25 protein-coding genes and 1 pseudogene are annotated in these 25370 nt (G+C 69.9%); 15 read left to right on the forward strand and 11 right to left on the reverse strand.

The features are described from left to right. Positions 1 to 3: 3 nt before the first annotated feature. Together ACP4J3_RS17465 and ACP4J3_RS17470 are read left to right on the forward strand one after the other, a co-directional pair. Positions 4 to 1368 (forward strand): carbohydrate ABC transporter permease, encoded by a 1365-nt coding sequence (locus tag ACP4J3_RS17465; protein WP_426535293.1) that lies wholly within the window; start codon positions 4 to 6, stop codon positions 1366 to 1368. Further along, a complete protein-coding gene (locus tag ACP4J3_RS17470; RefSeq protein WP_426535295.1) occupies positions 1365 to 2204 on the forward strand; it encodes a carbohydrate ABC transporter permease in 840 nt (279 codons plus the stop codon). The genes ACP4J3_RS17465 and ACP4J3_RS17470 overlap by 4 nt, the downstream gene beginning before the upstream one ends. 65 nt (positions 2205 to 2269) lie before the next feature. Here the strand turns inward: ACP4J3_RS17470 and pgl are convergent, their stop codons facing one another. The 5 genes from pgl to tkt are packed head-to-tail and all read right to left on the reverse strand — an operon-like array spanning position 2270 to position 8980. Continuing rightward, entirely contained in the window at positions 2270 to 3052 is a 783-nt protein-coding gene (pgl, locus tag ACP4J3_RS17475) for a 6-phosphogluconolactonase (protein WP_426535297.1), read from the reverse strand. Then, complete coding sequence (gene opcA / locus ACP4J3_RS17480; RefSeq protein WP_426535299.1) at positions 3049 to 4200, reverse strand: glucose-6-phosphate dehydrogenase assembly protein OpcA; 1152 nt, start codon at positions 4198 to 4200, stop codon at positions 3049 to 3051. Before opcA ends, pgl begins: the two co-directional genes overlap by 4 nt. Beyond that, entirely contained in the window at positions 4197 to 5735 is a 1539-nt protein-coding gene (gene zwf / locus ACP4J3_RS17485; RefSeq protein WP_426535301.1) for a glucose-6-phosphate dehydrogenase, read from the reverse strand. The genes opcA and zwf overlap by 4 nt, the downstream gene beginning before the upstream one ends. A 4-nt stretch (positions 5736 to 5739) precedes the next feature. Further along, the gene (tal, locus tag ACP4J3_RS17490; protein ID WP_426535303.1) at positions 5740 to 6858 is read right to left on the reverse strand and encodes a transaldolase; all 1119 of its coding nucleotides are present in this window, start codon (positions 6856 to 6858) and stop codon (positions 5740 to 5742) included. A 34-nt stretch (positions 6859 to 6892) separates the two neighbouring features. After that, positions 6893 to 8980, reverse strand: a complete 2088-nt coding sequence (gene tkt, locus ACP4J3_RS17495; protein ID WP_426535305.1) for a transketolase — start codon at positions 8978 to 8980, stop codon at positions 6893 to 6895. A 389-nt stretch (positions 8981 to 9369) separates the two neighbouring features. Between tkt and ACP4J3_RS17500 the strand changes: the two genes are divergently transcribed. The 4 genes from ACP4J3_RS17500 to ACP4J3_RS17515 all read left to right on the forward strand — a co-directional run bounded on the left by ACP4J3_RS17500 (position 9370) and on the right by ACP4J3_RS17515 (position 12619). Then, the gene (locus ACP4J3_RS17500) at positions 9370 to 10287 is read left to right on the forward strand and encodes a heme o synthase (protein ID WP_426535307.1); all 918 of its coding nucleotides are present in this window, start codon (positions 9370 to 9372) and stop codon (positions 10285 to 10287) included. A 58-nt stretch (positions 10288 to 10345) separates the two neighbouring features. Beyond that, positions 10346 to 10636, forward strand: a complete 291-nt coding sequence (locus ACP4J3_RS17505; RefSeq protein ID WP_426535309.1) for a hypothetical protein — start codon at positions 10346 to 10348, stop codon at positions 10634 to 10636. A 117-nt stretch (positions 10637 to 10753) separates the two neighbouring features. Next, positions 10754 to 11860, forward strand: coding sequence for an amidohydrolase family protein (locus ACP4J3_RS17510; protein ID WP_426535311.1), 1107 nt, complete (start codon positions 10754 to 10756; stop codon positions 11858 to 11860). A gap of 18 nt (positions 11861 to 11878) precedes the next feature. After that, positions 11879 to 12619, forward strand: a complete 741-nt coding sequence (locus ACP4J3_RS17515; protein ID WP_426535313.1) for a nucleotidyltransferase — start codon at positions 11879 to 11881, stop codon at positions 12617 to 12619. Here the strand turns inward: ACP4J3_RS17515 and ACP4J3_RS17520 are convergent. From ACP4J3_RS17520 to ACP4J3_RS17535, 4 genes and pseudogenes are all read right to left on the reverse strand, one after another. Continuing rightward, positions 12574 to 13587, reverse strand: a complete 1014-nt coding sequence (locus ACP4J3_RS17520; RefSeq protein WP_426535315.1) for a COX15/CtaA family protein — start codon at positions 13585 to 13587, stop codon at positions 12574 to 12576. The two genes, ACP4J3_RS17515 and ACP4J3_RS17520, sit on opposite strands and share 46 nt — an antisense overlap. Before the next feature lie 64 nt (positions 13588 to 13651). Beyond that, positions 13652 to 14368: an ABC transporter permease gene (locus ACP4J3_RS17525; RefSeq protein WP_426535317.1), complete on the reverse strand. Its 717-nt coding sequence runs from the start codon at positions 14366 to 14368 to the stop codon at positions 13652 to 13654. Positions 14369 to 14436: 68 nt separating this feature from the next. Further along, positions 14437 to 15360 (reverse strand): ABC transporter ATP-binding protein, encoded by a 924-nt coding sequence (locus ACP4J3_RS17530; RefSeq protein ID WP_426535319.1) that lies wholly within the window; start codon positions 15358 to 15360, stop codon positions 14437 to 14439. Between the two features lie 45 nt (positions 15361 to 15405). Next, positions 15406 to 16138: pseudogene (locus ACP4J3_RS17535) on the reverse strand (AAC(3) family N-acetyltransferase). A gap of 161 nt (positions 16139 to 16299) precedes the next feature. Between ACP4J3_RS17535 and ACP4J3_RS17540 the strand changes: the two are divergent. The 8 genes from ACP4J3_RS17540 (at position 16300) to ACP4J3_RS17575 (ending at position 22879) form a co-directional block, all read left to right on the forward strand. Next, a complete protein-coding gene (locus ACP4J3_RS17540; protein WP_426535321.1) occupies positions 16300 to 17052 on the forward strand; it encodes a helix-turn-helix transcriptional regulator in 753 nt (250 codons plus the stop codon). Next, positions 17049 to 18473 (forward strand): Fe-S cluster assembly protein SufB, encoded by a 1425-nt coding sequence (gene sufB, locus ACP4J3_RS17545; RefSeq protein WP_399105973.1) that lies wholly within the window; start codon positions 17049 to 17051, stop codon positions 18471 to 18473. Before ACP4J3_RS17540 ends, sufB begins: the two co-directional genes overlap by 4 nt. A 65-nt stretch (positions 18474 to 18538) precedes the next feature. After that, positions 18539 to 19723: a Fe-S cluster assembly protein SufD gene (sufD, locus tag ACP4J3_RS17550; protein WP_426535324.1), complete on the forward strand. Its 1185-nt coding sequence runs from the start codon at positions 18539 to 18541 to the stop codon at positions 19721 to 19723. Beyond that, positions 19720 to 20037: a non-heme iron oxygenase ferredoxin subunit gene (locus tag ACP4J3_RS17555; RefSeq protein WP_194047575.1), complete on the forward strand. Its 318-nt coding sequence runs from the start codon at positions 19720 to 19722 to the stop codon at positions 20035 to 20037. The genes sufD and ACP4J3_RS17555 overlap by 4 nt, the downstream gene beginning before the upstream one ends. 7 nt (positions 20038 to 20044) lie before the next feature. Continuing rightward, on the forward strand, positions 20045 to 20809 hold the full coding sequence (gene sufC / locus ACP4J3_RS17560; RefSeq protein WP_426535326.1) for a Fe-S cluster assembly ATPase SufC: 765 nt from the start codon (positions 20045 to 20047) through the stop codon (positions 20807 to 20809). Continuing rightward, positions 20806 to 22062: a cysteine desulfurase gene (locus ACP4J3_RS17565; protein WP_426535328.1), complete on the forward strand. Its 1257-nt coding sequence runs from the start codon at positions 20806 to 20808 to the stop codon at positions 22060 to 22062. The genes sufC and ACP4J3_RS17565 overlap by 4 nt, the downstream gene beginning before the upstream one ends. A 20-nt stretch (positions 22063 to 22082) precedes the next feature. After that, positions 22083 to 22550, forward strand: a complete 468-nt coding sequence (gene sufU / locus ACP4J3_RS17570; RefSeq protein ID WP_062719207.1) for a Fe-S cluster assembly sulfur transfer protein SufU — start codon at positions 22083 to 22085, stop codon at positions 22548 to 22550. Continuing rightward, positions 22547 to 22879: a metal-sulfur cluster assembly factor gene (locus ACP4J3_RS17575; protein WP_053655099.1), complete on the forward strand. Its 333-nt coding sequence runs from the start codon at positions 22547 to 22549 to the stop codon at positions 22877 to 22879. The genes sufU and ACP4J3_RS17575 overlap by 4 nt, the downstream gene beginning before the upstream one ends. Positions 22880 to 22945: 66 nt before the next feature. Here the strand turns inward: ACP4J3_RS17575 and ACP4J3_RS17580 are convergent, their stop codons facing one another. Beyond that, entirely contained in the window at positions 22946 to 23779 is an 834-nt protein-coding gene (locus ACP4J3_RS17580) for an AbfB domain-containing protein (RefSeq protein ID WP_426535331.1), read from the reverse strand. 216 nt (positions 23780 to 23995) lie between these two features. Here ACP4J3_RS17580 and ACP4J3_RS17585 point away from each other — a divergent pair, with 216 nt between their 5' ends. Continuing rightward, the gene (locus ACP4J3_RS17585; RefSeq protein ID WP_426535333.1) at positions 23996 to 24910 is read left to right on the forward strand and encodes an endo alpha-1,4 polygalactosaminidase; all 915 of its coding nucleotides are present in this window, start codon (positions 23996 to 23998) and stop codon (positions 24908 to 24910) included. Positions 24911 to 24914: 4 nt separating this feature from the next. Here ACP4J3_RS17585 and ACP4J3_RS17590 read toward each other — a convergent pair whose 3' ends face one another. After that, positions 24915 to 25322 (reverse strand): RidA family protein, encoded by a 408-nt coding sequence (locus ACP4J3_RS17590; protein WP_426535335.1) that lies wholly within the window; start codon positions 25320 to 25322, stop codon positions 24915 to 24917. Positions 25323 to 25370: the final 48 nt, after the last annotated feature.

Consider the following 25370-nt stretch of genomic DNA (forward strand, 5'->3'; position numbering starts at 1 on the left):
GATATGACCGCCACTCTCCTGAAAGAGGCGAGCCCGGGGGCCGCCGTGGGCGCCGGCAGGCAACGTGCCCGGCGTTCGCGGCGGCGCGCGCGGATCGTCGCCCTGCTCTTCGTGTTCCCCGCGCTGCTCCTGCTGGGCGCGCTCGTCGTCTACCCCGTCCTGTTCTCGATCGGACGGAGCTTCTTCGACGCCTCCGGCACCCGTTTCGTGGGCGGCGGGAACTACGCCGAGATGTTCCGCGACCCGGCCACCCTCAAGGCCATCCGCAACACCACGATCTGGGTCGTCGTGGCCCCGGCCCTGCTCACCGGCCTCGGCCTGATCCTGGCCGTGCTGGTGGAGAAGGTCCGCTGGGCGACAGCCTTCAAGCTGCTGCTGTTCATGCCGATGGCGGTGTCCTTCCTCGCCGCCGGCATCATCTTCCGCCTCGCCTATGACGAGGACCCCGACAAGGGCGTGCTGAACGCCGCCGTCGTCTCCGTGCACGACGCCTTCAAGGGCCCGTCGACCTACCCGACGGCCCGGGCGCGCGACGGGCAGGGACTGACGCAGGACGAGGACGGCTCGTACCGCACGAGCGCGAACGTGTCGCCGGGACACGCGCTCACGCTGGGCCTGGTCGGCGTCCTGCCCGCGGATCTGCCCGACGGCGCCGAGCCGGCGTACCGGGCGGCCGGGCAGCAGGCCGGCCCCGGCGAGCTGCGCGGGGTCGTGTACCTCGACTTCACGCCCGGCGGGGGAGGGGAGCAGGGCAAGGTCGACCGGCCGGAGAGCGGGCTGCCCGAGATGCAGGTGGAGGCGGTGCGGGCCGGGAAGACGGTCGCCACGGCGACCACGGCCGCCGACGGGTCCTTCCGCTTCGAGCACCTGGCCGACGGCCCGTACACGGTGAAGCTGCCCGCCTCGAACTTCGCCGCCCCCTACGAGGGCGTCTCCTGGCTCGGACCCACGCTCGTCACACCGGCGATCATCGGGGCGTACCTGTGGATCTGGACGGGCTTCGCGATGGTCCTGATCGGCGCGGGCCTGTCGACCCTGCCGCGGGACGCGCTGGAGGCGGCGCGGATGGACGGCGCGAACGAGTGGCAGATCTTCCGGCGGATCACCGTGCCGCTGCTGGCACCGGTCCTCACGGTCGTCTTCATCACCCTCGTCATCAATGTGATGAAGGTCTTCGACCTCGTCTACATCATCGCGCCCGGACCGGTGCAACAGGACGCGACCGTGCTCGCGACACAGATGTGGCTGGTGTCGTTCGGCGGCGGCAACAACCAGGGCCTGGGCAGTGCGCTGGGCGTGCTGCTCCTGCTGCTCGTGATCCCCGCCATGGTCTTCAACGTCCGCCGCTTCCGAAGGAGTCAGCGATGAACGCGGTCAGGCGGGGCCTGGGCAACACCCTGGTCCAGGCGTTTCTGGTGGTGATCGGACTGGTCTGGCTGACGCCGCTCGCCGGGCTGTTCCTGTCGTCGCTGCGGTCCGCCGAGGACACGGCGAACGGCGGCTGGTGGACGGTGTTCACCAGCCCCGGCCAGCTCTCCTTCGACAACTACTCGGCGCTGCTGGGCAACGCCGGGATCACCCAGGCCTTCTGGAACACCGTGCTGATCTCGGTGCCGGCGACCGGACTGGTGGTCGTCCTCGCCGCGCTCGCCGGGTACGCCTTCGCATGGCTGGACTTCCCCGGACGCGAGGCGATCTTCCTGGTCGTCGTGGCGCTGCTCGTGGTGCCCGTCCAGATCGGACTGCTCCCGGTCGCCAAACTCTTCGGCCAACTGGGCCTGTTCGGCACGATCCCCGGCGTCGTCCTCTTCCACGTGGCCTACGGCCTGCCGTTCGCGGTGTTCCTGCTGCGCAACTACTTCGCCGAGATGCCCAAGGAGATGCTGGAGGCGGCCCGCATGGACGGGGGGAGCGAATGGCGGATCTTCACGCGGCTGGTGCTTCCGGTGGGGCGGCCCGCGATCGCCTCCCTGGCCATCTTCCAGTTCCTGTGGGTGTGGAACGACATGCTGGTCGCCCTGCTGTTCGCCGACAGCGCCTCGCAGCCGCTGACGGTGGAACTCCAGTCGCAGATCCGGCAGTTCGGCAGCAACATCGACGTACTGGCACCCGGGGCGTTCGTGTCGCTGGTCGTACCCGTGGTGGTGTTCTTCGCGTTCCAGCGGCACTTCGTGCAGGGCGTGATGGCCGGGTCGGTGAAGTAGCTCAGGTGAACCAGCGCCGCGATTCGGGCCCCTGCTTCTCCGAGAAGCGGGGGCCCGAAGGGCGTTCAGGCGGACGCCGGCGGATACAGCGACCGCGGCAACTGCGACGCCGCCGCCGCGTCCAGGAGCCACAGGGTTCTGGAGCGGCCGTACGCCCCCGCCGCCGGGGCCTGGATCTCGCCCGCGCCGGACAGGGCGATCGCCGCGGCCTGGGCCTTGTCCTCGCCCGCCGCCAGCAGCCACACCTCACGCGCCGCCCGGATCGCGGGCAGTGTGAGGGTGACGCGGGTCGGGGGCGGCTTCGGGGCGCCGTGCACTCCGACGACCGTGCGCTGGGTCTCCCGTACCGCGGGGTGCTCCGGGAACAGGGAGGCGACGTGGGTGTCGGGGCCCACGCCCAGCATCAGGACGTCGAAGGTGGGGACCGCGCCGTGGTTCTCGGGGCCGGCCGCCCTCGCCAGCTCCTCCGCGTACGCGGCGGCGGCCGCCTCCACGTCCGCGCCGAACGGGCCGTCCGATGCGGGCATGGCGTGCACCCGCTTCGGATCCAGCGGCACCGAGTCCAGCAGGGCCTCGCGGGCCTGCGTCACATTGCGGTCGGGGTCGCCCTCGGCGAGGAAGCGCTCGTCGCCCCACCACAGGTCCAGCCGGCCCCAGTCGATCGCGTCCCGCGCGGGGGCGGCCGCCAGCGCGGCCAGCAGGCCGTTGCCGTTGCGGCCGCCGGTGAGGACCACGGACGCCGAGCCCCGGGAGGCCTGCGCGTCCACGATCTTCGTGATCAGCCGCGCCGCCGCGGCCTGCGCCATCAGCTCCTTGTCGCGGTGCACGACGAGCTGCGGAGTACTCACTTCGCCGCCGCCTTCTTCAACGGTTCCTGCGCCTGCGCTTCCTGCGCATCGGCTTCGCCGGGAGACTCGGCCGCCGCTCCTTTGGCCGGGGAATCCGGGCGGCTGGCGGATTCTCCTTTGGCCGGCGACTCCTCTGCCCCGGCCACGGCGGCCTCCGCCAGCGCCACGGCCTGCACGGTCTTGGCCACGGCGGCCTCCGCGCCGCGAACCGACACGGCCGACGCCGGGTTCAGCCGCTCCACGCCGAACCGCAGCGCCGAGGCGTAGGTGTCGTCCGGATCGAGCCGGCGCAGCTCCTCCGCGATCAGCTCGGCCGTCTCCCGCCGCTTGAGCGCCACCGCGCGGTCCGGCTGGCCCTGGATGGAGAGGGTCGCCAGGGAGCCGTCCGCCCGGTCGAGCGCTATCGGGCCGCAGTCGGTGTCCATCCGGACCGCCGTCAGACCCGGGCCCGACGACAGCGACCGCTTCACGGGGACGTCCAGCCGGTCCGCGAGCCACATCGCCAGCAGCTCACAGCTCGGGTTGAACTCCTCGCCCTCCACCTCGACGGCCCGCACCTCGCAGACCACCTGGTCCAGAGCCGCCGCGAGCATCGAGCGCCACGGCGTGATCCGGGTCCAGGACAGATCCGTGTCGCCCGGCGTGTAGGTGTCGGCGCGGGACGACAGCTCCCGCACCGGCTGCTCGGCGGCGTAGGTGTCGGTCACCCGGCGCTGGGCCAGCGCGCCCAGCGGGTCGTTCGCCGGGTCGAGCGGCGCGTTCACCGGCCACCACACCACCACCGGGGCGTCCGGCAGGAGGAGGGGGAGGACGACGGACTGCGCGTGGTCGGACACCTCGCCGTACAGCCGCAGGACGACCGTCTCGCCGGTGCCCGCGTCCGCGCCCACCAGCACCTCGGCGTCCAGCCGGGACTGGGTACGGTCACGGGGCGAGCGCGAGACGCGCTTGATGACGACCAGCGTGCGCGAGGGGTGCTCGTGCGAGGCGTCGCTCGCGGCCTTGAGGGCGTCGTACGCGTTCTCCTCGTCCGTGACGATGACCAGCGTGAGCACCATGCCGACGGCCGGCGTGCCGATGGCCCGGCGGCCCTGCACCAGCGCCTTGTTGATCTTGCTGGCCGTGGTGTCCGTGAGGTCTATCTTCATGGCCGGCGCCAGCTCCGTCCCTCTCGTGCGAGCATTTCGTCCGCCTCGACGGGGCCCCACGTACCGGCCGGGTACTGCGCCGGCTTGCCGTGTGTGTCCCAGTACTCCTCGATCGGGTCGAGGATCTTCCAGGACAGCTCGACCTCCTCGGTGCGCGGGAAGAGGTTGGAGTCGCCGAGCAGGACGTCGAGGATCAGCCGCTCGTACGCCTCGGGCGAGGACTCCGTGAAGGACTCGCCGTAGGCGAAGTCCATCGACACGTCCCGGATCTCCATCGAGGTGCCCGGCACCTTGGAGCCGAAGCGGACCGTGACGCCCTCGTCGGGCTGGACGCGGATCACGATCGCGTTCTGGCCCAGCTCCTCGGTGGCCGTCGTGTCGAACGGGGAGTGCGGCGCCCGCTGGAAGACGACCGCGATCTCGGTGACCCGGCGGCCCAGGCGCTTGCCGGTGCGCAGATAGAAGGGGACGCCCGCCCAGCGGCGGTTGTCGATCGACAGCTTGATCGCGGCGTACGTGTCGGTCTTCGACTTGGCGTCGATGCCCTCCTCCTGGAGGTATCCGACCGCCTTCTCGCCGCCCTGCCAGCCGGCCGCGTACTGCCCGAACACCGTGTCGCGGCCCAGGTCCTTGGGCAGCCTGACCGCCCCGAGCACCTTGGTCTTCTCCGCCGCGAGCGCGTCGGCGTCGAAGGAGGCGGGCTCCTCCATGGCCGTCAGGGCCATGAGCTGCAGGAGGTGGTTCTGGATGACGTCACGGGCGGCGCCGATGCCGTCGTAGTAGCCGGCCCGGCCGCCGATGCCGATGTCCTCGGCCATGGTGATCTGCACATGGTCCACGAAGGACCGGTTCCAGATCGGCTCGAACATGGTGTTGGCGAACCTGAGCGCCAGGATGTTCTGGACGGTCTCCTTGCCCAGGTAGTGGTCGATGCGGAAGACCTGGTCCGGGGCGAAGACCTCGTGCACGACCTTGTTGAGCTCCTCGGCGGAGGTCAGGTCGTGGCCGAACGGCTTCTCGATGACCGCGCGGCGCCAGGAGCTGCTCGTCTGGTCGGCGAGGCCGTGCTTCTTGAGCTGCTGGATGACCACCGGGAAGGAGCGCGGCGGCACCGAGAGGTAGAAGGCGAAGTTGCCGCCCGTGCCCTGGGCCTTGTCCAGCTCCTCGATGGTGGCGCGCAGCCGCTCGAAGGCATCGTCGTCGTCGAAGGTGCCCTGCACGAAGCGCATGCCCTGGATGAGCTGCTGCCAGACCTCCTCGCGGAAGGGCGTGCGGGCGTGGGCCTTGACCGCGTCGTGGACCTCCTGCGCGAAGTCCTCGTGGGCCCACTCGCGGCGGGCGAAGCCGACCAGCGAGAAGCCCGGCGGCAGCAGGCCCCGGTTGGCGAGGTCGTAAACGGCCGGCATCAGCTTCTTACGTGACAAATCGCCCGTAACGCCGAAGATCACCAGGCCCGACGGCCCCGCGATACGCGGGAGCCGTCGGTCGGCGGCGTCACGAAGCGGGTTCGCTTCAGTGACGGTAAAGGGTGGCAAGGGATCAGCCCTCCGAGGGGGCGAGGCGCTCCAGCTCCGCCTCGGTCGACTTCAGCAGGTCGTTCCAGGACGCCTCGAACTTCTCGACGCCCTCGTCCTCCAGCAACTGCACCACGTCGTTGTACGAGATCCCGAGCTTCTCGACCGCGTCGAGGTCGGCGCGGGCCTGCTCGTAGGTGCCGGCGACGGAGTTGCCGGTGATCTCGCCCTTCTCCTCCGTGGCCTGGAGGGTGGCCTCGGGCATGGTGTTGACCGTGTTCGGCGCCACCAGGTCGTCGACGTACAGGGTCGGCTTGTACGCCGGGTCCTTCACGCCGGTCGAGGCCCACAGCGGACGCTGCTTGTTGGCGCCCGCGTTCTCCAGCGCGCTCCAGCGGTCGGAGGCGAAGACCTCCTCGTACGCCTGGTAGGCCAGACGCGCGTTGGCCACGCCCGCCTTGCCGCGCGCGGCCTTGGCCTCGTCGGTGCCCAGCGCGTCGATGCGCTTGTCGATCTCGGTGTCCACGCGGGAGACGAAGAAGGACGCCACGGAGTGGATGAGCGACAGGTCGAGCCCGCGCTCCTTGGCCTTCTCCAGACCGGCCAGGTAGGCGTCCATGACCTCGCGGTAGCGCTCCAGCGAGAAGATCAGCGTGACGTTGACGCTGATGCCGAGGCCGATGACCTCGGTGATCGCCGGGAGGCCCGCCTTGGTGGCCGGGATCTTGATCAGGGTGTTGGGACGGTCGACCAGCCAGGCGAGCTGCTTGGCCTCGGCGACGGTCGCGCGGGTGTTGTGCGCGAGCCGCGGGTCGACCTCGATGGAGACCCGGCCGTCCTGCCCGCCGGTGGCGTCGAAGACCGGGCGCAGGATGTCGGCGGCGTCCCGGACGTCCGCCGTGGTGATCATGCGTACGGCCTCTTCGACGGTGACCTTGCGGGCGGCGAGGTCGGCGACCTGCTGCTGGTAGCCGTCACCGCTGCTGATCGCCTTCTGGAAGATCGTCGGGTTGGTGGTGACACCGACGACGTGCTGCTGGTCGATCAGCTCGGCGAGGTTGCCGGACGTGATGCGCTGGCGCGACAGGTCGTCCAGCCAGATCGCGACGCCTTCCTCGGAGAGGCGCTTCAGAGCGTCTGTCATGGAAAATCAAACTCCTACGTCTTGTATGTGAGCGTCAGCGCTGGGCGGCGGCGAGGGATTCCCGCGCGACGGCAGCCACGTTCTCGGCAGTGAAGCCGTACTCCCGGAAAAGGACCTTGCCGTCGGCGGAAGCACCGAAGTGCTCCAGGGAAACGATGCGACCCGCGTCCCCGACGTACTTGTGCCAGGTGAGGCCGATGCCCGCCTCCACCGCGACCCGCGCCTTGACGGCCGGCGGCAGAACGCTGTCCCGGTACCCCTGGTCCTGCTCCTCGAACCACTCCACCGACGGCATCGACACCACCCGCGTCGGCACGCCCGAGGCCTGCAGCTGCTCGCGCGCCTCGACGGCGACATGCACCTCGGAACCGGTCGCGATGAGCACGACCTGCGGCTCGCCACCGTCGGCCTCGAACATCACGTAACCGCCGCGCGCGGCGTCCTCGTTGGGCTCGTACGTCGGCACACCCTGACGGGTCAGCGCCAGCCCGTGCGGCTGCCCCTTGCCGAACTCCTTGGTGTAGCGCTTGAGGATCTCGCGCCAGGCGATCGCGGTCTCGTTGGCGTCGGCCGGGCGGACCACGTTCAGACCCGGAATCGCCCGCAGCGAGGCAAGGTGCTCGACCGGCTGGTGGGTGGGGCCGTCCTCACCGAGGCCGATGGAGTCGTGCGTCCACACGTACGTCACCGGCAGGTGCATCAGCGCCGACAGCCGCACCGCGTTGCGCATGTAGTCGGAGAACACCAGGAAGGTGCCGCCGTAGATACGGGTGTTGCCGTGCAGCGCGATGCCGTTCATCTCCGCGGCCATGGAGTGCTCGCGGATGCCGAAGTGGATGGTGCGGCCGTACGGCTGTGCCTCGGGCAGCGGGTTGTCCGCCGGGAGGAACGACGACGTCTTGTCGATCGTCGTGTTGTTGGAGCCGGCCAGGTCGGCCGAGCCGCCCCACAGCTCCGGGATGACGGCACCGAGCGCCTGGAGGATCTTGCCGGACGCGGCACGCGTCGCGACGCCCTTGCCGGGCTCGAAGACCGGGAGCTTCTCCTCCCAGCCGGTGGGCAGCTCGCCCTTGCTGATCCGGTCGAACTCGGCGGCGCGCTCGGGGTTGTTGTCCCGCCAGAGCTGGAAGGACTTCTCCCACTCGGCCTTCGCCTCGGCGCCGCGCTCCAGGGCCTTGCGGGTGTGGCCGATGACCTCGTCGGTGACCTCGAAGGACCGCTCCGGGTCGAAGCCGAGGACGCGCTTGGTGGCCGCGACCTCCTCGGCGCCGAGCGCCGAGCCGTGGGCGGCCTCGGTGTTCTGCGCGTTCGGGGCCGGCCAGGCGATGATCGAGCGCATCGCGATGAAGGACGGCTTGTCCGTCACCTTCTTCGCCGCCTCGACGGCGTTGTAGATGGCGTGCGGGTCCAGGTCGCCGTCCGGCTTCGGGGCGATGCGCTGCACGTGCCAGCCGTACGCCTCGTAGCGCTTGCAGACGTCCTCGGAGACGGCCGTCTCGGTGTCGCCCTCGATCGAGATGTGGTTGTCGTCCCACAGCAGGACCAGGTTGCCGAGCTTCTGGTGGCCGGCCAGCGAGGACGCCTCGGCGGAGATGCCCTCCTGGAGGCAGCCGTCACCGGCGATGACGTAGACGAAGTGGTCGAAGGGGGAGGTGCCCTCGGCGGCCTCCGGGTCGAACAGACCGCGCTCGTAGCGGGCGGCCATCGCCATGCCGACGGCGTTGGCGACACCCTGGCCCAGCGGACCGGTCGTCGTCTCCACGCCCACGGTGTGGCCGTACTCCGGGTGACCGGGGGTCTTCGAACCCCAGGTCCGAAACGCCTTCAGATCGTCCAGCTCCAGGCCGAAGCCGGCCAGGTAGAGCTGGGTGTAGAGGGTCAGGGACGAGTGGCCGGCGGACAGCACGAAGCGGTCGCGCCCGACCCATTCGGCGTCCGCCGGGTCGTGCCGCATCACCTTCTGGAAGAGGGTGTACGCGGCGGGCGCCAGGCTCATCGCCGTACCCGGATGGCCGTTTCCGACCTTCTGTACGGCGTCGGCGGCCAGGACGCGGGCGGTGTCCACGGCCCGCTGGTCCAACTCGGTCCACTCGAGGTCTGTGGTGGTCGGCTTGGTGCTCACCCTGGGTCAGGGCTCCTCTCCACATGTCACGCATGTCGAATGCCGGTGCACGGGGCGCCCCGGCCGTGGTCGAGCCTACCCCCGTAGGTACGTGCGTCTTTTCGAGTCATTCCAGACTGCCGGGACTCCCACGGATCCGCCTCCCCGCTGGGCCGGATCGCATTCGGCAACTGAATACGCACCCGCTCGTCCGAGTGCTCAACACAGGGGCGGCCGGCTCTTCCGACGTGCCGCTCAACACGACCCGACCCCCGCGAATGTCCGGGTCTGGGCAACGTCTACAGTGGCGTGGTACGCGCGAGCCTTTACCGGGACTTCACACGGTCGGGCTTGCTGGGATGTCTCTGTCAGGGGTGTGCGTGACGGCCGTTGAATCCCGTCCAGCGGGGATGATCGGGACGAGCCAGAGCCCGAGCCGGCGGCCGATCGGGGCCCGGGTCAAGGGGTTCGTGGCGCTGACCAAGCCGCGGATCATCGAGCTGCTGCTCATCACCACCGTTCCGGTGATGTTCCTCGCCGAGCAGGGCGTGCCCGACCTCGGCCTGGTGCTGCTCACCTGCATCGGCGGCTACCTCTCCGCCGGCGGCGCCAACGCGCTCAACATGTACATCGACCGTGACATCGACGCGCTCATGGACCGCACCTCGCAGCGCCCGCTGGTCACCGGGATGGTCAGCCCGCGCGAGTGCCTGGCCTTCGGCATCACGCTGGCGATCGCCTCCACGCTGCTGTTCGGCCTCACCGTCAACTGGCTGAGCGCCTGGCTCTCCCTCGGCGCGCTCCTCTTCTACGTCGTCGTCTACACGATGATCCTCAAGCGCCGTACCTCGCAGAACATCGTGTGGGGCGGCATCGCGGGCTGCATGCCGGTGCTGATCGGCTGGACGGCCGTCACGAACTCCCTCACCTGGGCGCCGCTCATCCTCTTCATGGTGATCTTCTTCTGGACGCCGCCGCACTACTGGCCGCTGTCGATGAAGGTGAAGGACGACTACGCGCGCGTGGGCGTGCCGATGCTCCCGGTCATCGCGTCCAACAAGGTCGTCGCCAAGCAGATCGTCGTCTACAGCTGGGTGATGGTCGCGGTCTCGCTGCTGCTGACGCCGCTCGGCTACACGGGCTGGTTCTACACCGCGGTCGCGCTGGGCGCGGGCGGCTGGTGGCTGTGGGAGGCGCACGCGCTGCAAAGCCGCGCGAAGGCGGAGGTGACGGGCGCGAAGCTGAAGGAGATGCGCCTGTTCCACTGGTCGATCACCTACGTCTCGCTGCTGTTCGTCGCCGTCGCGGTGGACCCGTTCCTGCGCTGACGTACGTCACAGCGCCCTGCTCTCGCCAGTCGATCTACTCGCGAGTAGCATCCTGGCCATGGCAGACAAGGTGGCCAAGCTGGCCAAGCAGATCAGCACCTTCGCGAAGTCCCACGGCGGCGCCGAGGCCCAGGTCGCGTACCTCGGACAGCGCGGCGCCCGCATCGTGCTCGTCGGCGAGGACGGCGGCTGGGGCGACCTGGTGGCGCCGACGTACGAGATCGCGGAGCAGGCGGTGGCGAAGTCCGGGGTGACGGCCCACGAGTCCTTCGACGGCGAGTTCGCGGCGAAGGTGAAGACGGGGCCGTACGAGTGGAAGAGGATGGCCGGCATCCAGATCGGCGGCTGAACGGCCCGCCTTCCTTTCCGCCGACATTCCTCTACGCCAACCTCCTCTTTCGCAACACCAACTCGCCGGTTCACCCGTTAGGACGTGTAAGAGGCGTCCACACACGGGGAGAACCGGATGATCGACACGCCGTCCCTCGTGGACCAGTACTGCCACGGCGTACTGAGAACGGAGCTGGGCCTCGGCACCTTCGAGGCCCAGTTGGCCCGCACCGAGGGCCCACCCGCACCGGGGACGACGCTCTTCGACACCCAGACCGGCTTCGCCGTACGACGGTGGTGCCCGCCGTTACTCGGCCTGGAACCGCACTGTCCCCCCGCCCGCTATCTCGCCCGCCGTCGTGAACTGGGCGTACTGGAAGCGGGCCGCCGGCTGCTGCGCGGCAGCGGCATCACGACGTATCTGGTCGACACGGGCCTGCCCGGCGACCTCACCGGCCCTTCCGAGATGGCCTCCACGGGCGAGGCCGACGCCCGCGAGATCGTGCGGCTCGAACTCCTCGCCGAACAGGTCGCCGACACCTCCGGCACCGTCGAGTCCTTCCTGGCCAACCTCGCCGAGTCGGTGCACGGCGCGGCCGGGAACGCGGTGGCCTTCACCTCGGTCGCGGGCGTACGGCACGGCCTGGCACTGGCGCCCGAGCCGCCGGGGCCGGGGGAGGTGCGGGGCGCGGCGGGGCGCTGGCTGGCGGCGCGCGGCGTCGGCGGGGAGCTGAGCGACCCGGTGCTGCTGCGGCACCTGCTGTGGATCGCGGTGGCGTCCGGACTGCCGCTGCAACTGCACGCGGGGCTGGGCGCCCCGGGCCTGCGCGTCGATCGCACCGACCCGGTGCTGCTCACGGACTTCGTCCGCGCGACGGCCGGCCTCGGCACCGACCTGATCCTGCTGCACGGCTATCCGTACCACCGCCACGCCGCCCACCTGGCCGGCGTCTTCCCGCACGTCTACGCCGACTCCGGCGCCGCCCTCATCCGCACCGGCGCCCGCGCGGCCACGATCCTCGCCGAGATCCTGGAACTGGCTCCCTTCGGCAAGATCCTCTTCTCCAGCGGGGCACAGGGCCTGCCCGAACTGCATGTCGTGGGCGCCCGGCTGTTCCGCGAGGCCCTTGCCAGGGTGCTCGGCGGCTGGGTCGCGGAGGGGGCGTGGTCGTCGGTGGACGCCCAGCGGGTGGCGGCGATGGTGGCGTCGGGGAACGCGCGGCGGGTGTACGGGCTGGGCTGAGCTGTACAAGCTGGGCGCATGAACCGTACCGACGCCTTACTCGACCGCTTCCTGTCCCTTCTCTCCGAGCTGGAGCCGCTCGCCGTCTGGGCGCACGGCTCGCTCGGCGGGGGCGACTACCAGGAGGGGCGCAGCGACCTGGACCTGGTCGCGGTACTGAAGGAGCCGATCGGCCCGCGGACCGCCTGGCGGGTGGCCCGGGTGCACGCGCGGCTGCGTGACGCGCCGCTCGCCGGGCTGCTGCACTGCAGCTATCTGACGCCCGCCACGGCGAACGGCGCGGACCGGCGGCACCTCACCTGGGCACACGAGGAGCTGTTCAAGCGGCCGGTCAGCCCGGTCACCCGGCGCGAACTGCACGCCTTCGGAGGCGTGCTGCACGGCAAGGCGCCCGCGGACCTGCTGGCGCCGGTCCCGGACCGGGAGCTCGGCGACTACGTCGTACGCGACCAGCGGGACTTCTGGCGCCCGGCCGTCGACAACGCCCGGCTGTGGACCCGGGACGTGTGGGTCGCCCTGGGGCTGATCACCTTCGCCCGGGCGAGCGTCACCGCGCGCGAGGGCCGGCTGATCACCAAGCGCGAGGCCCTGGACCTGCTGCCCGGACTCGGGGCGCCCGCCGAGGTCGTCGAGGACATCCGCGCCCGCCGCTACGACGGCGCGGCGCCGCCCACCGAGGAGTGGGCGGCGCGCAGAGCCGAGCTGACGCGGGACTACCTGGGACCGGCGATCGACGCGCTCGTGGCCTCGTACGGCTGAACGGGCAGGTCGGGCATCGCCACCTCGGGCCGCTCCCGCAGGGCGAGCAGGACCCGGAGGGTGGCGATCCACACCAGGGCCGAGCCGAACATGTGCAGGCCGACCAGGAGTTCCGGCAGGTCCGTGAAGTACTGGACGTAGCCGATGACGCCCTGGGCGAGCAGGAGCAGGAAGAGGTCGCGGGTGCGGTTCAGCGGGCCCTTCGGGGCGTCGACGGCCTTGAGGACGAACCACAGGGCGAACGTCAGCGTGACCACGATCCAGGCGAGCACGGCGTGCAGCTTGGTGACGTTCTCCCAGTCGAGCGGCATCCGCTCGACCTCGCTGGAGTCGCCCGCGTGCGGGCCCGCGCCGGTGACCACCGTGCCGACCAGGATCAGCAGCGCCGAGGCCGCGACCAGGAACCACACGAGTTGCTGGACGGCCCTGCCGACCAGCGGACGCGGCGCCGCGTCGCCCTCCCGGGTGCGCTGCCACATCACCGTGGCGACCGCGATGAGCGCGGAGGTCGCCACGAAGTGGGCGGCGACCGTGTACGGGTTGAGGCCGACCAGCACGACGATGCCGCCGAGCACCGCGTTGCTCATCACGATCCAGAACTGGGCCCAGCCCAGTCGGGTCAGGCCGCGCCGGTACGGCTTCTCGGAGCGTGCCGCGATGATCGCCCAGCCGACGGCGGCGCACAGGACGTACGTCAGCATGCGGTTGCCGAACTCGATGGCGCCGTGGACCCCCATCGCGCTGGTGGCGGTCAGCGAGTCGTCGGTGCACTTGGGCCAGGTCGGGCAGCCGAGCCCGGATCCGGTGAGGCGTACCGCGCCGCCGGTGACCACGATGACCACCGACATCACGAGCGCGGAGAGAGCCGCCCGTCGGACCGTCCTCGGGGTCGGGGTCCAGCGTGCGGCGATGAAGGCGAGCGGGTTGCGCACGGCCGCCACGGCGTCGGCGCGGGTCACGTTTGGCACGCGCCCTATCGTAGGCGGCCGCTTGTGCACGCTTTCACGAGGGTCCGCACCGGGTCCTGGAGACCTACTCCCAGCGGAAGAACTTCCCGGCCGCCGCCAGCCCGAGGACCGCCCATACGGCCAGCACGCCCAGGTCGCTCCAGGGCATCCCGGCGCCGTGCTGGAGCACGTCCCGCAGGCCGTCCGACAGCGCCGAGATCGGCAGCAGACCGAGCACGTCCTGGGCGGCGTCCGGGAACTTCTCCAGCGGCACGATCACCCCGCCGCCCACGAGCAGCAGCAGGAAGACCAGGTTGGCGGCGGCCAGCGTCGCCTCCGCCTTGAGGGTGCCGGCCATCAGCAGGCCGAGGCCGGAGAAGGCCGCGGTGCCCAGGACGAGCAGGAGCAGGACGGCAAGTGGGTTGCCGTGCGGGGACCAGCCCAGCGCGAACGCGATCACCGTCAGCAGGACGATCTGCAGCACCTCGGTGACCAGCACCGACGCCGTCTTCGCCGTCATCAGGGCCCAGCGCGGCAGCGGCGAGGAGGCCAGCCGCTTCAGCACGCCGTACCGGCGCTCGAAGCCCGTGGCGATGGCCTGACCCGTGAACGCCGTCGACATCACGGCGAGCGCGAGGATGCCGGGGGCGAGGAAGTCGACGGCCTCGCCGGCGCCGGTGTCGACGATGTCCACCGAGCTGAACAGGACCAGCAGCAGGGTGGGGATCACCACGGTCAGCAGGAGCTGCTCGCCGTTGCGGAGCAGCATCTTCGTCTCCAGGGCCGCCTGGGCCGCGATCATGCGGGGGAGGGGGGCGGCCCCGGGTTTCGGGGTGTACGTACCCGCACCCGTACCTGTACCTGCGGAGGTCACGAGCGCAGCTCCTTACCGGTGAGCTCCAAGAAGACGTCCTCCAGGGTGTGCCGTTCCACCGAGATCCGGTCCGGCATCACCCCGTGCTGGGCGCACCACGACGTCACCGTCGCGAGCAGTTGGGGGTCGACCTTGCCGACGACCCGGTACGAGCCCGGCGTCAGCTCCGCGGCCGAGCAGTCGGCGGGCAGGGCCTTGAGCAGGGAGCCCACGTCGAGGCCGGGGCGGCCGGTGAAGCGCAGGGTGTTCTCGGCGCCGCCCCGGCACAGCTCCTCCGGGGTGCCCTGGGCGATGACCCGGCCCGCGTCGATGATCGCGACGGCGTCGGCGAGCTGCTCGGCCTCGTCCATGTAGTGGGTGGTGAGGATCACCGAGACGCCGTCGGCGCGCAGGTCACGAACCAGGTCCCAGGTGGCCCGGCGGGCCTGCGGGTCGAGTCCGGCGGTCGGTTCGTCCAGGAACACCAGCTCGGGGCGGCCGACCACGGCCATGGCGAGCGCGAGCCGCTGCTGCTGGCCGCCGGAGAGCCGGCGGTAGCCGGTCCGGCCGCAACTGCCGAGGCCGAGCCGCTCGATGAGGGCGTCGACGTCCAGCGGATGCGCGTGCAGCCTGGCGACATGGCGCAGCATCTCGTCCGCCCGCGCGCCTGAGTAGACGCCGCCGGACTGGAGCATCACGCCGATGCGGGGCCGCAGCTCACCGGACTGTCTCACGGGGTCGAGCCCCAGGACGCGCACCGTGCCGGAGTCCGGCCTGCGGTATCCCTCACAGGTCTCGACGGTCGTCGTCTTGCCCGCGCCGTTGGGTCCGAGTACGGCGGTGACGCCCGCCTGGGCCACCAGGTCGAGACCGTTCACCGCGGTTTTGTCGCCGTACCGCTTCACCAGGGCCTGGACCTGGAGCACGGGCTCAGTTCGCATGGCTCCAGAGTCTAGGTAGGCCGATGGTCCCCCGAACGGCCGGGTTCACATCTCCTGCGCGCGAGGCCGATGGATCTCCAGCCACCGCACCGCGTACGCCACCGCGTCCGCCACCGGAAACAGCCGTACGTCGGCCGCGCCCGCCTTCCCGCGTACGACGGGCCGGTCCCGCTCGAAGTCATGGCCGAGCTCGTCGAAGGTCCGAGGTGATCGACACATCAGTGACCACCTCCCAGCCCGCGGGTCCCGGCCGCCCCACCTTCACGCGGGGTGACGGGATCCGGTATTCGGCCAGGTGGAAGCTGGTGCCAGGGAGCTGCGCCGCTGAGCCGGACGGTGCTGGCCCGCGCTGTCAGCCGGCCTCGGCAACGGTACCCAGGTCGGTCGCGGAGCCCGGCGCTGGTGGGTGCCGCTGCGCCCACCCGTGCCGCCCCAGCGGCACGACTGCCCGCAGCTACGCCAGTGGCGGTGCTCGGCGGGTGTCGGCGCCGGTCAGCGAAATCCAGCCCGTCCGGCGTTTGAGGACGAGGCCGTTCAGGCCGAAGCGGGGTCTGGGGGCGCAGCCCCCAGAGGGTGCGCCCGGCTCCGGGGTCGCGCGGGGAGGGGTGCGCCTGTCGCCGATCGGCTCAGCCGCCGGAGGCCTCCGCAGACCCAGCCGAGGGAGCTGAGTGAGGAGTGCACGAGGAGGGTCTCACCGGTTTGGACGCCCAGGTGCGCGAAGTTCTGCGGCGAGGGTGTCCCGAGTGACAAGAGGGCCGGTCGGAGGGGGTATGGGCATGCTTCGGGAGTGTTCCGGACGTCGGCCTCGCGGCGCACCGGTTTGATCGATCAAAGATCGTTTCCGCAGGTCAGATTAGGTATGCCTAAGTGACGCAGCGCACCGTCGAGGCGCCCGGACGCCGCTTGCCCGGCCCTGAGGAATTACGCAACAATGGCGTTGTGAAAAACGTCGGCGAGGCTCGGGAGGCCCTCATGGGAACCCCTCAGGAGGAGCTCGCGACCGGGGAGCGGTCCACGCGCAACCGTGTCGCGCGATCCATCCTGGACCACGGCCCGTCGACCGTCGCCGAGCTCGCCGGACGGCTGGGGCTCACCCAGGCCGCCGTGCGCAGGCACCTGGACGCGCTGGTCGCCGACGACGTCGTGGAGGCCCGGGAGCAGCGGGTGTACGGCACGCGCACGCGTGGCCGTCCCGCCAAGGTCTTCGCGCTCACCGACTGCGGCCGTGACGCCTTCGACCAGTCGTACGACAAGCTCGCCGCGGACGCGCTGAAGTGGATCGCCGAGCGCGAGGGCGGGCAGGAGGCGGTCGCCGCCTTCGCCCGCGCCCGGATCACCGCCCAGGCGCGCGCGTACCGCAAGGCGATCGAGGCCGTCAGCCCGGACAAGCGGGCCGAAGCCCTGGCCAAGGCCCTGAGCGCAGACGGGTACGCTGCAACGGCGCGCAGCGCACCCCTCCCTCAAAAAGGCGAGCAGCTCTGCCAGCACCACTGCCCGGTCGCCCATGTCGCGGAGCAGTTCCCCCAGCTCTGCGAGGCGGAGACGGAGATCTTCGCCGAGCTGCTCGGAACGCACGTCCAGCGACTGGCGACCATCGCGCACGGCGACGGCGTCTGCACGACGTTCATCCCGAAGATTTCCCACACCACCCATAACGCATCTGCAAGCACGGCCGGGAGGAACCCCGCATGACTCTCCCCATCGAGGAGACTGCCCACCCTGAGCTCGAAGGCCTGGGCAAGTACGAATACGGCTGGGCGGACTCCGACGAGGCCGGTGCCGCTGCGAAGCGCGGTCTGAGCGAGGCTGTGGTCCGCGACATCTCCGACAAGAAGTCGGAGCCGGAGTGGATGACCAAGCTGCGCCTCAAGGGCCTGAAGCTCTTCGAGAAGAAGCCCATGCCGAACTGGGGCTCGGACCTGTCGGGCATCGACTTCGACAACATCAAGTACTTCGTGCGCTCCACGGAGAAGCAGGCGGAGTCCTGGGAGGACCTGCCCGAGGACATCAAGAACACCTACGACAAGCTGGGCATCCCGGAGGCGGAGAAGCAGCGCCTGGTCGCCGGTGTCGCCGCCCAGTACGAGTCGGAGGTCGTCTACCACCAGATCCGCGAGGACCTGGAGGAGCAGGGCGTCATCTTCCTCGACACCGACACCGCGCTGAAGGAGCACCCGGAGCTCTTCAAGGAGTACTTCGGGACCGTCATCCCGGCCGGTGACAACAAGTTCGCCGCGCTGAACACCGCCGTGTGGTCGGGTGGCTCCTTCATCTACGTGCCGAAGGGCGTGCACGTCGAGATCCCGCTGCAGGCCTACTTCCGGATCAACACCGAGAACATGGGCCAGTTCGAGCGGACCCTGATCATCGTCGACGAGGGTGCCTACGTGCACTACGTCGAGGGCTGCACCGCCCCGATCTACAAGTCGGACTCGCTGCACTCCGCGGTCGTCGAGATCATCGTCAAGAAGAACGCCCGCTGCCGCTACACGACCATCCAGAACTGGTCGAACAACGTCTACAACCTGGTCACCAAGCGCGCCGTCGCCTACGAGGGCGCGACCATGGAGTGGATCGACGGCAACATCGGCTCCAAGGTGACGATGAAGTACCCGGCCGTCTACCTGATGGGCGAGCACGCCAAGGGCGAGACCCTGTCCATCGCCTTCGCGGGCGAGGGCCAGCACCAGGACGCCGGCGCGAAGATGGTCCACATGGCGCCGAACACGTCGTCCAACATCGTCTCGAAGTCCGTGGCGCGCGGCGGCGGCCGCACCTCCTACCGCGGTCTGATCGAGATCGGCGAGGGCGCTCCGGGTGCGAAGTCCAACGTCCTCTGTGACGCTCTGCTCGTCGACACCATCTCCCGGTCGGACACCTACCCGTACGTCGACGTCCGCGAGGACGACGTCTCCATGGGTCACGAGGCGACCGTCTCCAAGGTCTCCGAGGACCAGCTCTTCTACCTGATGAGCCGCGGTCTGAGCGAGGACGAGGCGATGGCGATGATCGTGCGCGGCTTCGTCGAGCCGATCGCCAAGGAACTGCCCATGGAGTACGCCCTTGAGCTCAACCGGCTGATCGAGCTGCAGATGGAGGGCGCGGTCGGTTAACAGCCGGCCCGCGGTCCCCGTCAAGCCAGCCCCTTACGCAACGGAAAGCGAGCATTACGACAGCCATGGCTGAGGCTCAGAACATCCCGGTGGGATCCACCACCGCCGGCTCGATCGCGGTCGCCGCCGAGTCGACCGTCGTCTCGCGCATGAGCGCGCCCCCGTCCTTCGACGTCGCGGACTTCCCGGTCCCGCACGGCCGTGAGGAGGAGTGGCGGTTCACCCCGCTGGAGCGCCTGCGCGGGCTGCACGACGGCACCGCCGTCGCCACCGGCGAGGGCCTGAAGGTCGAGGTGCAGGCCCCCGAGGGCGTCACCGTCGAGACCGTCGGCCGCGACGACGCCCGGCTCGGCAGGGCGGGCACCCCGGTGGACCGCATCGCCGCCCAGGCGTACTCGGCGTTCGAGAAGGCCGGCGTGGTCTCCGTCCCCAAGGAGACGGTCCTCGCCGAGCCGATCCGCATCGCCGTGCACGGCGAGGGCGGCACCGCCTTCGCCCACCAGGTCATCGAGCTGGGCGCCTTCGCCGAGGCCGTCGTCGTCATCGACCACACCGGTGACGCCGTGCTCGCGGCCAACGTCGACTACATCCTGGGCGACGGCGCCAAGCTGACCGTCGTCTCCGTCCAGGACTGGGACGACAAGGCCGTGCACGTGGCCCAGCACAACGCCCTCATCGGCCGGGACGCGTCCTTCAAGTCGGTCGTCGTCACCTTCGGCGGTGACGTCGTACGGCTGCACCCGCGCGTCACCTACGCCGGCACCGGCGGCGAGGCCGAGCTGTACGGCCTGTACTTCACCGACGCCGGGCAGCACCAGGAGCACCGCCTGCTGGTCACCCACAACACCCCGCACTGCAAGTCGAACGTCGCCTACAAGGGCGCGCTCCAGGGCGACGACGCGCACGCCGTGTGGATCGGCGACGTGCTGATCGAGGCCAAGGCCGAGGGCACGGACACCTACGAGATGAACCGCAACCTGGTTCTGACCGACGGCGCCCGCGTCGACTCCGTGCCGAACCTGGAGATCGAGACCGGCGAGATCGTCGGCGCCGGCCACGCCTCCGCGACCGGCCGCTTCGACGACGAGCAGCTCTTCTACCTGATGGCCCGCGGCATCCCGGAGCACGAGGCCCGCCGTCTCGTCGTCCGCGGCTTCTTCGCCGAGCTGGTCCAGCAGATCGGTGTCGAGGACATCGAGGAGCGCCTGATCGCCAAGATCGAAGAGGAGCTGGAGGCCTCCGTCGCATGACGTACGTACGCGCCTGTGGGCTGAGCGAGCTGGAGGAGGACACCCCGAAGCGGGTGGAACTCGACGGCACGCCGGTCTCGGTCGTGCAGACCGAGGGCGAGGTGTTCGCGATCTACGACATCTGCTCCCACGCGAACGTCTCGCTCTCCGAGGGCGAGGTGGAGGACTGCCAGATCGAGTGCTGGCTGCACGGCTCCAGCTTCGACCTCCGCACCGGCAAGCCGTCCGGCCTCCCCGCGACGCGCCCCGTCCCCGTATACCCCGTAAAGATCGAAGGGGACGACGTGCTCGTCTCCCTCACCCAGGAGTCCTGAGGCACCCATGGCAACGCTTGAAATCCGAGACCTGCACGTCACCGTCGAGGCCGACAACGCCACGAAGGAGATCCTCAAGGGCGTCGACCTCACCGTGAAGCAGGGCGAGACGCACGCCATCATGGGCCCCAACGGCTCGGGCAAGTCGACCCTCGCCTACTCCCTCGCGGGTCACCCCAAGTACACGATCACCTCGGGCACCGTCACCCTCGACGGCGAGGACGTCCTGGAGATGTCCGTCGACGAGCGCGCCCGCGCCGGCCTGTTCCTGGCGATGCAGTACCCGGTCGAGGTCCCGGGTGTCTCCGTGTCGAACTTCCTGCGGACCTCCGCCACCGCCATCCGCGGCGAGGCCCCCAAGCTGCGCACCTGGGTGAAGGAGGTCAAGGAGGCCATGGAGCGTCTCAACATGGACCCGTCCTTCGCCGAGCGCAACGTCAACGAGGGCTTCTCCGGCGGTGAGAAGAAGCGCCACGAGATCCTTCAGCTCGAGCTGCTCAAGCCGAAGGTCGCGATCCTCGACGAGACCGACTCCGGCCTGGACGTCGACGCCCTGCGCGTCGTGTCCGAGGGCGTGAACCGGGTCCGCGAGAGCGGCGAGGTCGGCACCCTGCTGATCACCCACTACACGCGCATCCTGCGCTACATCAAGCCCGACCACGTCCACGTGTTCGCGGCCGGCCGCATCGCCGAGTCCGGCGGCCCCGAGCTCGCCGACAAGCTGGAGGCCGAGGGCTACGAGGCCTACACGAAGGGTGGCGCATCCGAGTGACACAGCTGCCGGGCCTCCTCGACACCGAGGCGCTCCGCAAGGACTTCCCGATCCTGGACCGCGTCGTCCACGACGGCAAGAAGCTCGTGTACCTGGACAACGCGGCGACCTCGCAGACGCCGCGCCAGGTCCTCGACGTGCTCTCCGAGTACTACGAGCAGCACAACGCCAACGTCCACCGTGGCGTGCACGTCCTCGCCGAGGAGGCCACGGCACTGTACGAGGGCGCGCGCGACAAGGTCGCGGAGTTCATCAACGCGCCTTCGCGTGACGAGGTGATCTTCACCAAGAACGCCTCCGAGTCGCTCAACCTCGTGGCCAACATGCTCGGCTGGGCCGACGAGCCCTACCGGGTGGACCACGAGACCGAGATCGTCATCACGGAGATGGAGCACCACTCCAACATCGTCCCGTGGCAGCTGCTCGCGCAGCGCACGGGCGCGAAGCTGAAGTGGTTCGGCCTCACCGACGACGGCCGCCTCGACCTGTCCGACATCGACGAGATCATCACCGAGAAGACGAAGATCGTCTCCTTCGTGCTGGTGTCGAACATCCTGGGCACCCTCAACCCGGTCGAGGCGATAGTGCGCCGCGCACAGGAGGTCGGCGCGCTGGTCTGCATCGACGCCTCGCAGGCGGCGCCCCACATGCCGCTGGACGTGCAGGCGCTGCAGGCCGACTTCGTGGCCTTCACCGGCCACAAGATGTGCGGCCCGACCGGCATCGGCGTCCTGTGGGGCCGTCAGGAGCTCCTGGAGGACCTGCCCCCGTTCCTGGGCGGCGGCGAGATGATCGAGACGGTGTCGATGCACTCGTCGACGTACGCTCCCGCCCCGCACAAGTTCGAGGCGGGCACGCCCCCGATCTCGCAGGCGATCGGCCTGGGCGCGGCGATCGACTATCTCAACTCGATCGGCATGGACAAGATCCTCGCCCATGAGCACGCGCTCACCGAGTACGCGGTCAAGCGCCTGGCGGAGGTCCCCGACCTCAGGATCATCGGCCCCACCACGGCCGAGGACCGCGGCGCCGCGATCTCCTTCACGCTCGGCGACATCCACCCGCACGACGTGGGCCAGGTCCTCGACGAGCAGGGCATCGCGGTCCGGGTCGGGCACCACTGCGCGCGCCCCGTCTGCCTGCGCTACGGAATTCCTGCGACCACGCGAGCGTCGTTCTATCTGTACTCCACGCCGGCCGAGATCGACGCTCTGGTGGACGGCCTGGAGCACGTACGGAACTTCTTCGGCTGACGGGACGGGACGAGCGACGCATGAAGCTGGATTCGATGTACCAGGAAGTCATCCTGGACCACTACAAGAACCCACACGGGCGTGGTCTGAGGGATGGCGACGCCGAGGTGCACCATGTGAACCCGACGTGCGGCGACGAGATCACCCTGCGCGTGAAGTACGACGGTACGAAGATCGAGGACGTCTCGTACGAGGGCCAGGGCTGTTCCATCAGCCAGGCTTCGGCGTCCGTCCTGAACGAACTGCTGGTCGGCAAGGAACTGGCGGACGCGCAGAAGATCCAGGAGACCTTCCTGGAGCTGATGCAGTCCAAGGGGAAGATCGAGCCCGACGACGCCATGGAGGAGGTCCTGGAGGACGCGGTCGCGTTCGCCGGTGTCTCCAAGTACCCGGCCCGGGTCAAGTGCGCTCTCCTGAGCTGGATGGCGTGGAAGGACGCGACGGCCCAGGTGCTGGGCGGAGCCGACGCCGAAAGGAAGACGGCATGAGTGACACCGTGGAGATGAAGCCGGCCTCGGAGGAGGAGCTCCGTGAGGCCCTGATGGACGTCGTCGACCCCGAGTTGGGCATCGACGTCGTCAACCTCGGCCTGATCTACGGCATCCACGTCGACGAGTCCAACATCGCGACCGTCGACATGACCCTCACCTCGGCGGCCTGCCCGCTGACGGACGTCATCGAGGACCAGGCCAAGTCCGCCACGGACGGCCTCGTCAACGAGCTGCGCATCAACTGGGTCTGGATGCCGCCGTGGGGGCCGGACAAGATCACGGACGACGGCCGCGAGCAGCTTCGGGCGCTCGGGTTCAACGTCTGAGACTTCCCGTGCTTGTAAAAGCGGCGGTGCCCTGCCGGGTACCGCCGCTTTTCCGTTCATCCGTGCTCAGGCCAGCCCGTCCACCAATCGGAAGGCCGAATCCGCCTGGTACAGGGAGCTGTGTTCGTAGCGCTCGAGGCGGACGACGAAGTTCTTGTGCCGCAGGAAGTAGCCCGGGTAGTTGACCGACTCCAGCATGGCGGCGCCGGAGTGGTAGGAGCCGCGGGGGCAGAACGTGGCGTCCTGGGCGAACACGGCGGAGCCGTCGTTGCGTTCGGCGCGCAGGACGAAGTTGCGGTGGCGCAGGTACCGGCCGTCGTCCGTGGCGAAGGAGAGACAGGAGCCGTTGGCCAGGCCCTTGACCTGTTTGAACGTGGAGTCCTGGCGGGACTCGGAGCCGCCGACCCGGTCCAGGGCCACATAGCCGTCGCTCACATGCCAGTAGCGGTCGGGGTAGTTGACCGAGCGTATGGAGCGCCAGGTGTCGGCGGCCGGGGGCTTCGGGGTCGCCGTCGGTGAACCCGCCTCGCCGGCAGGCGGTTTGGACGGTTCCGGCTCCGGCGTGGGCTTGGGGGGTGCGGCGTCCGGCCGACCGGGCGTCTTCGTCGGCCGCTCGGTCGACAGGCCGCTCTTGCCCTTCGGGGGAGTCGTCTGCGACGGGGTGGCGAAGGAGATCAGGCCCGGGACGGTCGCGTCGTCGGCGACGGTCCGGGTCTGACCTGACTTGCCGTCAGAAGCCCTTTCGGTTACGGCGATCGCCGTGATGCACGCGATGATCGTCGCCAGCGCCATCCCGCCCGCCAGCCACAGCCGGCGCGTCCCCGGTGCCCGCGAGGTGTCCGGGGCCCAGCCGTTCTCCCAGGGCTGCTCCTGCGGCGGCTGGGACTTGTCTTCAGGCATGCGGTGTTCCTCCAGCGGCGTCACGAGACGACAGCCGCGGCTGCGAAGGCCCGGTATGTGAACGGTGAAACACTAGTGGACCCAGTGGCTCCTGAGCAGCCGTTTGGAACGAGCCGTATCCGTATCGGTGTGCGCAGCAGGGCATCATGGCAGGCAGCACCACAGATCACCCGTCAGATCACCGTCGGATCACCCGTCGACAGGAGCCCCTGAACCATGGCGCACCGCGTCCACCGCGTCCTCCTTGCCCGACGGCGAGCGCACGCGGCCGCGGTTCTGTGCGGTGCGCTCGCCGTGGCTATGGCCGTGGGCGGATGCGCGGCGTCCGGCGGCGAGGACGCGGCCGGGCCGGGGCGTTCCACCCCTCCTTTGCATTCCTCCTCTCCTTCGGATTCCTCGAACGGACCGGGGAAGGTGGCGCTGCCCGATCCGGGTGCCGCCTTCGACTACCAGATCGGCGGCGCCTATCCGCCGGCGGCCGGTGTGCGCGTCGTCTCCCGGGACCGCACCGCGAAGCCGGCGCCGGGCGTCTACAGCATCTGCTACGTCAACGCCTTCCAGGCCCAGCCCGACACCGAGGACTGGTGGCAGGACCACCACCCCGACCTGCTGCTCCGCGACGACGACGGCGCGCTGGTCGTCGACCGGGACTGGGACGAGGCCCTGTTGGACATCTCGACGGACGCCAAGCGCGCACGGCTCGCCGGGATCGTGGGCCGGTGGATCGACGGCTGCGCGGCGTCCGGATTCCAGGCGGTCGAGGCCGACAACCTCGACTCGCACGAGCGGTCCGACGGGCTGCTGACCGCCGCGGACAACGTGGCCTTCGGCAAGCTGCTCGCCGCCCGGGCCCATGCCGCCGGCCTGGCGATCGGCCAGAAGAACGCCGCCGGTCTGGCACGGCAGGGACGCGCCCTCGGCTTCGACTTCGCGGTCGCCGAGGAGTGCGGACAGTACGACGAGTGCGGTGCCTACGCGGACGCCTACGACGACCGGGTCCTCGTCATCGAGTACCGCGCGGACGGCCTCGCCGACGCCTGCGCCGAGTGGGGCGACACGCTGTCGGTGGTCCTGCGCGACCTGGACGTCGTACCGGAAGGGGAGGCCGGGTACCGGCGCCGTACCTGCTGACGCCTCAGTCGAGTACGGCCGTGGCCTCGATCTCGACCAGGTGCTCGGGCACGTCGAGCGCCGCGACGCCCAGCAGCGTGGCCGGCGGTACGGGAGTGACCCCCAGCCTGGCGGTGGCCCGGGTGATGCCCTCCATCAGCAAGGGCATCTTGTCGGGGGTCCAGTCGACGACATGGAGGTTCAGCTTCGCCACGTCCTCGAAGGAGGCGCCGGCCGCGGCCAGGGCGGTACCGACGTTGACGTAGCACTGTTCGACCTGTGCGGCGAGGTCGTCCACGCCGACCGTGACACCGTCCGCGTCCCAGGCGACCTGTCCGGCGACGAAGACCAACTTCGAGCCGCCGGCGATCGCCACCTGCCGGTAGGCGTCGACCTCCACGAGTCCGGCCGGGTTCATCAGGGTGATGGCCATGCTGCCGTTCCTCTTTCGTAGTCACTTGTGGTTACTCGGAAACCGTAG

Source organism: Streptomyces sp. UG1 (assembly GCF_049974585.1).
Taxonomy (GTDB): Bacteria; Actinomycetota; Actinomycetes; order Streptomycetales; family Streptomycetaceae; genus Streptomyces.

Bases quoted from the DNA above. Each gene is read 5' to 3' on its own strand.
- ACP4J3_RS17510 (WP_426535311.1), top strand. From the start codon at position 10,754: ATGATCGACACGCCGTCCCTCGTGGACCAGTACTGCCACGGCGTACTG.
- tal (WP_426535303.1), bottom strand. From the start codon at position 6,858: ATGACAGACGCTCTGAAGCGCCTCTCCGAGGAAGGCGTCGCGATCTGG.
- ACP4J3_RS17465 (WP_426535293.1), top strand. From the start codon at position 4: ATGACCGCCACTCTCCTGAAAGAGGCGAGCCCGGGGGCCGCCGTGGGC.
- sufU (WP_062719207.1), top strand. From the start codon at position 22,083: ATGAAGCTGGATTCGATGTACCAGGAAGTCATCCTGGACCACTACAAG.
- ACP4J3_RS17515 (WP_426535313.1), top strand. From the start codon at position 11,879: ATGAACCGTACCGACGCCTTACTCGACCGCTTCCTGTCCCTTCTCTCC.
- ACP4J3_RS17575 (WP_053655099.1), top strand. From the start codon at position 22,547: ATGAGTGACACCGTGGAGATGAAGCCGGCCTCGGAGGAGGAGCTCCGT.
- ACP4J3_RS17585 (WP_426535333.1), top strand. From the start codon at position 23,996: ATGGCGCACCGCGTCCACCGCGTCCTCCTTGCCCGACGGCGAGCGCAC.
- ACP4J3_RS17470 (WP_426535295.1), top strand. From the start codon at position 1,365: ATGAACGCGGTCAGGCGGGGCCTGGGCAACACCCTGGTCCAGGCGTTT.
- opcA (WP_426535299.1), bottom strand. From the start codon at position 4,200: ATGAAGATAGACCTCACGGACACCACGGCCAGCAAGATCAACAAGGCG.
- ACP4J3_RS17530 (WP_426535319.1), bottom strand. From the start codon at position 15,360: ATGCGAACTGAGCCCGTGCTCCAGGTCCAGGCCCTGGTGAAGCGGTAC.
- ACP4J3_RS17525 (WP_426535317.1), bottom strand. From the start codon at position 14,368: ATGATCGCGGCCCAGGCGGCCCTGGAGACGAAGATGCTGCTCCGCAAC.
- sufB (WP_399105973.1), top strand. From the start codon at position 17,049: ATGACTCTCCCCATCGAGGAGACTGCCCACCCTGAGCTCGAAGGCCTG.
- sufC (WP_426535326.1), top strand. From the start codon at position 20,045: ATGGCAACGCTTGAAATCCGAGACCTGCACGTCACCGTCGAGGCCGAC.
- ACP4J3_RS17500 (WP_426535307.1), top strand. From the start codon at position 9,370: ATGATCGGGACGAGCCAGAGCCCGAGCCGGCGGCCGATCGGGGCCCGG.
- ACP4J3_RS17555 (WP_194047575.1), top strand. From the start codon at position 19,720: ATGACGTACGTACGCGCCTGTGGGCTGAGCGAGCTGGAGGAGGACACC.
- ACP4J3_RS17590 (WP_426535335.1), bottom strand. From the start codon at position 25,322: ATGGCCATCACCCTGATGAACCCGGCCGGACTCGTGGAGGTCGACGCC.
- ACP4J3_RS17505 (WP_426535309.1), top strand. From the start codon at position 10,346: ATGGCAGACAAGGTGGCCAAGCTGGCCAAGCAGATCAGCACCTTCGCG.
- ACP4J3_RS17580 (WP_426535331.1), bottom strand. From the start codon at position 23,779: ATGCCTGAAGACAAGTCCCAGCCGCCGCAGGAGCAGCCCTGGGAGAAC.
- sufD (WP_426535324.1), top strand. From the start codon at position 18,539: ATGGCTGAGGCTCAGAACATCCCGGTGGGATCCACCACCGCCGGCTCG.